The organism is Methylocaldum sp. (assembly GCF_035627495.1).
Taxonomy (GTDB): Bacteria; Pseudomonadota; Gammaproteobacteria; order Methylococcales; family Methylococcaceae; genus Methylocaldum.
Window position 1 is genome coordinate 1 of the sequence record NZ_DASPLO010000164.1, and the last position, 6,956, is coordinate 6,956.

The window sequence follows — 6,956 nt, forward strand, 5'->3', positions numbered from 1 at the left end:
CATCAGTGGCAGCACATCGCCCAGGTGGTCGAGCTTGGCTTCACGCTCCTCGACAGCAAACAGGCTTTCTTTGATCATCTCTGCCTCGGGTTCAAGAACAAGGCCGCTATTTTCTCATGGCAAGGGTTTTTCGAGGTTCCCGAGTGTCGTATGGTTTCAGAAAGGCTTTACTGCACCAATGTTAATAGCCTTTCCAAAAAAATCCTTACAAATACAGCATATAAAGATCATCCTGGATATTCGTTAATCCGACTTTGCCATCGCACCTCCGTTGCTTTTCAGTCAGGCACGAACCAGCCGCCGCCCTGGTATAATATTTAAGGCCTTTAGTTTAGGCTTCAGGATCAGCCAGGCCGGACGGATTTGAAGGAGAGACTGTTGGTACATGTAAGCAATCCACCCTCGCACGGTCGGCCTACAAAGATAGTAATGAAATACGTTGTAACATTGTGGCTTCCACCCGGTATGCCATGATGCCGCCGTAATTAAATTATTAAACCTAATTCCGCCCCTATTCTCATAATAATTCATAATATACTCACGAAGCAGATGACCTGGACTACAGGATGAATAGTTTTCGTCATAACCGATTTTTAGGGTGTACAAGGTGTCATCTGTAATAAGGCTAAACTCCACAGATATAGGCTTTTTATCAAGCCACATAATATGAATTTCGCATCCACCTGATCCGGAGTAACGCTCCATCAGAAGCCTATAAAAAGACTCAAGCCTTTTGTCTATTTTTATGGCTGTAGCAGATCCTTTTTGCCCTTTCCAACCGGAGGCTTCAACATCCAAAAAAGCCTCATAGGCCATATCGAGTTCCGGGCGCTTTGATGCAGACGTATAGGTTATATTTCCTAAATCATCGGCACGTTTTCTAGCTCGCCTCATATTACTTCTGAAAGTTTTCGAAAATCCCTGGAACATTAGATTATAAGGACGCATAACCACATAGTCGCAGTGCTCACAGGATCTTCGGACATTCAGTGTGTTAGATTGTTCAGCTAGTGCAAGAACTGCGGATGATTCTTCAAGGACACGCGGGAGATAGATATAGTCCCAGGACAGGTCCGGCATTTCTCTCAGATGCTTTAAAACGAGAGGCACGTAAGTTTTTACGCGTTCGGGTTTAGCAACCACAAAATCATTGAGGCACATGTGAAGATGACTCGGAAGCTGTAGGACTCTCATCTTCAATCCGAGCATTCGTTGTGATGATATCTTTAGTGGAAAAATGGCTTCCGGATCATTGTCTATATATACCACGGTGAATAACACCGTGTTGGGCTCGTCTTCCAATGAATTTAGATAGCAATAGTACCACTCCGCGAGATGGAAGAACCTCTTATATTCCATTGCATTAGTTATACATTCCCATTCCGTAGCAATTTCATCCAACCCGGATAGCCCTCGATACGTTTTAATTGTGACATTTTGCGACATACTAAACATCCTGCGGTCCTTTGATTTTTAAATCCTTTTACGGATACCCATTTTTTATCAGTCACATAGACAGGTTGGCAAAATTACATAGCGATAAACAGTTGATTCTTAAAAAATACACATTATTAGTTTTAAATACCGGATTGATAGATTTCTAGCGTCTTTTCAAACATTTCACTCGTGCCAAATTTTTGTTGCACAAACTGAAAAGCGGCCTCCCCTATCGCAGCTGCATCATTCGGATGATCCATGAGCCAGGAGATTCCGGTCTCTAACGAATTTATGTCTGCGGGCGGCACAAGAAAGGCGGTTTTACCATGCTCAAACAGCTCGGCGAGGCCACCTACCTTACTTAGGAGCAAGGGCAGACGATAATTGCATGCTTCCAAGACCGCATACGGCAAGCCTTCGGAAAGGGATGGCAGGCAAAGTGCGTCGCTGCCGCTTAATAGAACGGGTATGTCGTTACGGAAGCCGGCGAAATGAACAACGTCTTGGAGGTCCGCCGCTTTAACCTGCTCTTCATACTCGGTTCGCAGGCGGCCATCCCCCACGACAAGGCATCGCAGCCGGGGCCTTTCTTTCGCTAGGCGTCTTAGTGCTTCAAACAAGAACCTGTGTCCTTTGACCGATTCAAGCCGCGCAACCACCGTTATCACGAACTCTTCGGCACTCCATCCCAGCTCTTTAAAGAACGGAGCATTCCGGCCGGGCAACAGGTCGCTGGTATAGTCGATGCCGTTATGAATTAACGAGATTCTTGCGGAAGGGATACCCAACTCGCAGAGATATCCATATACCGACTCTGAAACGGCAACGAAGTGAAAACCAAGCCAATAGTTGAAATGCAAGACCAGCTCATATAATCGGCCCTTCAGAGTTGGGCCGTGCTCAGGCCCGTATGTACTGTGCACCGTGCTGATTCTTCTCCTCGCGCCGGCCCATATCGCTGCCAATCCGCCCCAAAATTGGGATTGTGGATTATGTACGTCGACCACCGCATAGCCACCTTCTCGAATCATGCGGTACAAGTAAAGCAAGATGCGCGGATCGCCCCGCGAAAAAGGTACGGGCAAAAGAACCAACTCGGTGGACTTAAGCTGCTGATGCAATGCCGAACCTTTCAAGGTCGCGACTGCATAGGGATGCTCCCTATGAAGCATTCGTGCCAAGGCCGTAACACGTACATCAGTACCCCCGTAAAATTTCGCCAAATCGATAATTAAAACAGGATCATTCTGACACATGGCCTTCGAAAGAGGTTGTTAGCAATTAACTTAAAAAGGTTTCTGATCTATGATCAACAAAATAGCCGTTTTCCTTGCCGTCAGTATTGAGTTTAGCCTTAGTCCTGATCAGTAGCCTCTGAGAAAGCTTTCATTAGAAGATATTGCTTTTTAACTTCATTATTAAATAACTCCTAGTCGAGGTATTTTTCCCACGGTGTATTGTTTAATACTTGGCTCACTTCGTCGTAGTTTGAAATAAGCTGGTCGAGCGCCTCTGGATTCTGCTTTTTATATGCAATCCTATTTGAGTTCCATCGCTCAGCACCTACGAACGTTATTGCCTTCGAGGCTATGTCATTAAAGTTATCAACTAAATCTTCATAATAGATCTCTAGTGTGTCCCGGTCTGCAAACCTATCACGGGTTTGACACTCCCAATTTTCAATTTGCTCAATCTGTCCAATTAGGTTTTCTGGCTCAAGATGGACTCTCTTCTGTTCCACTGGAACTTTTTTTCTAGGATTGGTTTGCAACCAAACATCTGTTTTGAAAGCAATGGCCAGGGACACAAGCGTCCTTAGACGATTGCGGCGCATCAAATGGATGATCTTGAATTCCTTTAATTGCTCAAACTCCAACCATTCGTGATCTATCAAATGGTTGTAAAAAATCTTGCATCCAACCGCACGTATGCAACGTGCATATTCGTTATAAAAGCGGGATATACCCCCATTAAATCCTTCCCCGATAACACGGTTGTCCGCACTAAATATCTCATGGTACATCTCGACTTCAGGGCTTGATCGGAACACATCCACCAGGAGATTGGAACCCGTGCGTGCGTGCCCGACAAGGGCGAATCGGGTGTATTGCGTGTGAACCCCGGAGGCATAACTCATAGCCCACAACGAAGCCGCTTTCAAAGCCGAATGAAGTCGTACCACGTTACTAGCTCCCTTTAACGTTTTTTATATAGGGTAATTCCAACATTTACCCAAAGTTCCTATTTTGCTTTAGGCAAAGGCTTGACGCGTAGCACCGTCAACGGCTCCCGGCAATACTTCTCCGAACCGGGAGAGAACTTGCTTAGAAAGGTAAAGTTCCAGTACTCCTTCCGCCACTTCGAAAATGCATATTGAGCTTTATGCACGGGATGCATTGTCCCGTGCCAAACCGCGGGCATGAAAGATCGAAGAATTACCTAAGGATGTCTACTTATGCGAGTAGGTTTCAATTCCGGAACTATGATGCTCGCCTGAGTGACAGTCCGAGTGCGTCCACCGCAACCGAGTCAAGACGGAATTTGCCAGTACGTCTTGAATTGGCCATTAATCCCGAAATTGCCTCGGCGCAAATCCGCTCGCCAAGACTTTGCGGATCGGCCAGCGAGCAGGGCAGACTATGTAATGCGGATAGAGCATTTTCTGATTTGGTGTAGCGCCCGCCAGCGCGGGCGCTACCCGTCTTCGTCCCGTTAGGGCGGCCCCGAGCATCGCCGCCTGGGACCGGATTAGCCCAGGGGCGCGGCACGATGCCGCGCGGCAACCGAGGCATAGGGAGGTGTCTTCGGTCGGTCCCGATCCCAGGCGGCGATGCGCAGGATCAGGGCGCTCTCCGGGTGGCCTTTTCTTTGGATACTTTCTTTTGGCCAAGCAAAAGACAAATTTGTCCGGAACAAATTTGGACAGCCAACGGCTGGCCCGAAGGGCAAAACCCAAGGAAGGGTTTTGCAGCGTATCCCGCGTGCGGGGCGGCTCCCAGCTCCAAAACAATCGCCGCGGTCAGCGGCACCTTGGGCAGCGCTTCGGGATATCGACCTCGCTAGACCGAAACGAAAAACGCTTTAGAAGCTCGCGAAATGCCATGTATCCGATTCGATTGGGATAAGAGATTACCGGTTGCCAGCACCCGCTTCTTCCACTGGTCGGAGCACTTGCCGCAATTGCGCCTAAGCCGTTATTTCTAATGCTCGTTGCTGGGCGCTATCGCGTAGATGCGGTTTTTCGTGATCAAGCCGTCGAGCAGGTCGGCGGGGTAGCTTTTCCAGTTGACGGATTGGCTCCCCAGCCCCAAGGCCACCCACTTGGCTTTCGCCGTGGCGTTATCCTCGAACTGCAAATGCGCGCCGCCGCTCGTATCGGTGATGAACCAGCCGTAATCCCGAAGCGCCACGGCAATGATCCGGGCCGCCCGGCGGGTCTGGCCGGACAATTGGCTCGGCAGGGACTTCACCCAGGCATCGATCTCCGCATCGGTGATGTTCAGCGCGAACCGGGTGCCCATGGGCATGCCGTTCGCAGTCTCCCGGCCGTCCGATTTGGTGGCGGGGGCCACGAAGGCCTTTGCGGTATTCCGGCTCGGCATGGACAGGGCATGTTCGATCTTGCCCTGGGCGATCTCCTCGGGTCGCACCAGCATGGCAAGATAAGGAATCCCGCAGCCGCGCGAGGGTTTGAAGCCGTCCTCCTTGGTCAAGTACGAGCCCGGCACCAGATTGCCGTTCGAGACGCGGATGCTGGACCCGTTGAAGCTCACCTGCCAAAGGTCCCACTCGCGCCCGCTTTTCGGGTCGAGGACGATGACCTGGCCATCGGTCCCGGTGGCTGCTTGCCAGTTCGGGTTCCAGGGGATCTTGGTGCCGTTGAGCTTACCCGACGGCCCCTGGACCGGATACGTACCTTGGGCGTTGCTGGCCAGGTAGACCGGATAGGTGTAGTCGGTAAAGGACAGGTTGAAGTTCCCCGGCCGGTTCGTGCCGTACGTCCACAGGCGAGTGGCCAGGGTGCTGGATTGGGGATGGCGCGGCAGCCCCGCCACCGGCTTGTTCCACGGCGCGTTCGCGCCAAACGGACGGACATAGCGTGTATCGAACCGCGATTCGCCGGAGAACGTAACCGTCGGGCGCTCTGTCGATCGCGACGCTGCGTCTCCAACCCTGAAACAACCAGAACATACGGCCAAGACGGTGCCGATCCAGCAGTACGAAAAAATGTTCCGTTTACTCATAAAACTCCCTTTTTAAACATGGGTATTCCGGTTTAAAACCGTGGCATCTCAATCCAACGATATCCTTTTGAAACCAGTCTGAACGACGAGAACATGCCATACCGAGGACTTCAATCCGAAAGGATTTGGAGCCGTCGGGCAAAGGCCGGAATTGCACGCTATCAGACCCGCTCCTTCCTCGGCTGGAACAGCAGTCTGACGTACGCATAAGCGATTATCTCGTCCGTTACGGTTCGGAACCCCTGGCTGGATTCCCACCAGCGGTTCGAGTCATAACTTCGATCCTCGATGGCGATGACACCGATGCGCGTAGACCGCCCCATCGCCTCTTGGAACAATACTCGGCTTCGGCGAGCATGCACTCCGAGTGATATCACGGTCAGACTGCTCTCCGCTATCTCATGCTGAAGAAGCCAGTTCTTTAGTGCCACCGCCGCGATATAGGTCCGGTCCTTTCGAATTAGCGGCGCCGGGACCGCCCGGACCACGTCCGCATTTAACCCTAACCTGATCAATGTAGCGGCACCGGCCTCGGCGGACGTTCTGTATTCATGGAGCGGGGCCCCTCTCTCGATCGGACCGCCGGTGACATAGATCTTGCTGTAATGATTTCGTTTGAATTCGGAGATGACCTCCTCCATCGCGTAATCCGGCATCCATCCCTCCGCAACAAGACCGCCTCCGAAAACGGGATCGCTGACCGACAGAAAGGGATATGCCCATCGAGCGGCCACAATCATTAAACCCGTGGGAACGAGCAAAAGAAGAAGCCAGCCGCGAACGGTCGGCAGCCAACATTGACGCCGGTGTATCAAACCGAAGCAGGATCGACGCTGCGCGTTATTCATTCCTTGCATCCCAATCCCTCAAGGCAGTCGGCTTTGCGGCCGCATGGACAAACATCAATTCGGCGCCGTGCGAATCTAACCAGCCGTCCCCGCGGCTATTCTGCAACACACGCAACTCTGCAGAAACTTTAACCAATCGGTTGACAAGCTCAAGCCCCGTTCGACACACAGCCAGTGTGTCGCCAACACGTCAATGAGAGCAGGGCCGCTGCGGCTTGCTTGACGCTTAGAAAAAGGCGCCCGACAGGTCGACACTTAGGATACCCAGTCGGCCGAAATGCGCGAAGACTAGTGCTTCGCCACGGTAGCAGTGCAATGTTTGGTCATGTCTTGGGTCTGATGATTGTCTGGAAGCCAGGAGACGATCATGCGAACCCAGAAATACGCAGTGAAACTGACGGCCGAGGCGCGCTCGGCCGTGGAACGC

6 protein-coding genes are annotated in these 6,956 nt (G+C 51.4%); 1 reads left to right on the forward strand and 5 read right to left on the reverse strand.

Annotation, left to right across the window (positions count from 1 at the left end; all coding sequences use genetic code 11):
* The coding region (locus tag VEB01_RS14635; protein WP_324876670.1) for a hypothetical protein at positions 1–321 on the forward strand (321 nt) is incomplete at its 5' end.
* Here the strand turns inward: VEB01_RS14635 and VEB01_RS14640 are convergent.
* The 5 genes from VEB01_RS14640 to VEB01_RS14660 form a co-directional block, all read right to left on the reverse strand.
* Positions 283–1,446, reverse strand: a complete 1,164-nt coding sequence (locus tag VEB01_RS14640; protein ID WP_324876672.1) for a GNAT family N-acetyltransferase — start codon at positions 1,444–1,446, stop codon at positions 283–285. The genes VEB01_RS14635 and VEB01_RS14640 overlap by 39 nt on opposite strands.
* A gap of 131 nt (positions 1,447–1,577) precedes the next feature.
* Complete coding sequence (locus VEB01_RS14645; protein ID WP_324876674.1) at positions 1,578–2,693, reverse strand: glycosyltransferase; 1,116 nt, start codon at positions 2,691–2,693, stop codon at positions 1,578–1,580.
* 173 nt (positions 2,694–2,866) lie between these two features.
* Positions 2,867–3,619 (reverse strand): hypothetical protein, encoded by a 753-nt coding sequence (locus tag VEB01_RS14650; protein ID WP_324876676.1) that lies wholly within the window; start codon positions 3,617–3,619, stop codon positions 2,867–2,869.
* Between the two features lie 1,018 nt (positions 3,620–4,637).
* Positions 4,638–5,681, reverse strand: a complete 1,044-nt coding sequence (locus VEB01_RS14655; RefSeq protein WP_324876678.1) for a hypothetical protein — start codon at positions 5,679–5,681, stop codon at positions 4,638–4,640.
* 161 nt (positions 5,682–5,842) lie between these two features.
* On the reverse strand, positions 5,843–6,337 hold the full coding sequence (locus VEB01_RS14660) for a YdcF family protein (RefSeq protein WP_324876679.1): 495 nt from the start codon (positions 6,335–6,337) through the stop codon (positions 5,843–5,845).
* Positions 6,338–6,956: the final 619 nt, after the last annotated feature.

Excerpts from the sequence above, each read along its gene's own strand:
- VEB01_RS14640 (WP_324876672.1), bottom strand. The coding sequence starts at position 1,446 with ATGTCGCAAAATGTCACAATTAAAACGTATCGAGGGCTATCCGGGTTG.
- VEB01_RS14645 (WP_324876674.1), bottom strand. The coding sequence starts at position 2,693 with ATGTGTCAGAATGATCCTGTTTTAATTATCGATTTGGCGAAATTTTAC.
- VEB01_RS14655 (WP_324876678.1), bottom strand. The coding sequence starts at position 5,681 with ATGAGTAAACGGAACATTTTTTCGTACTGCTGGATCGGCACCGTCTTG.
- VEB01_RS14660 (WP_324876679.1), bottom strand. The coding sequence starts at position 6,337 with ATGCCGGATTACGCGATGGAGGAGGTCATCTCCGAATTCAAACGAAAT.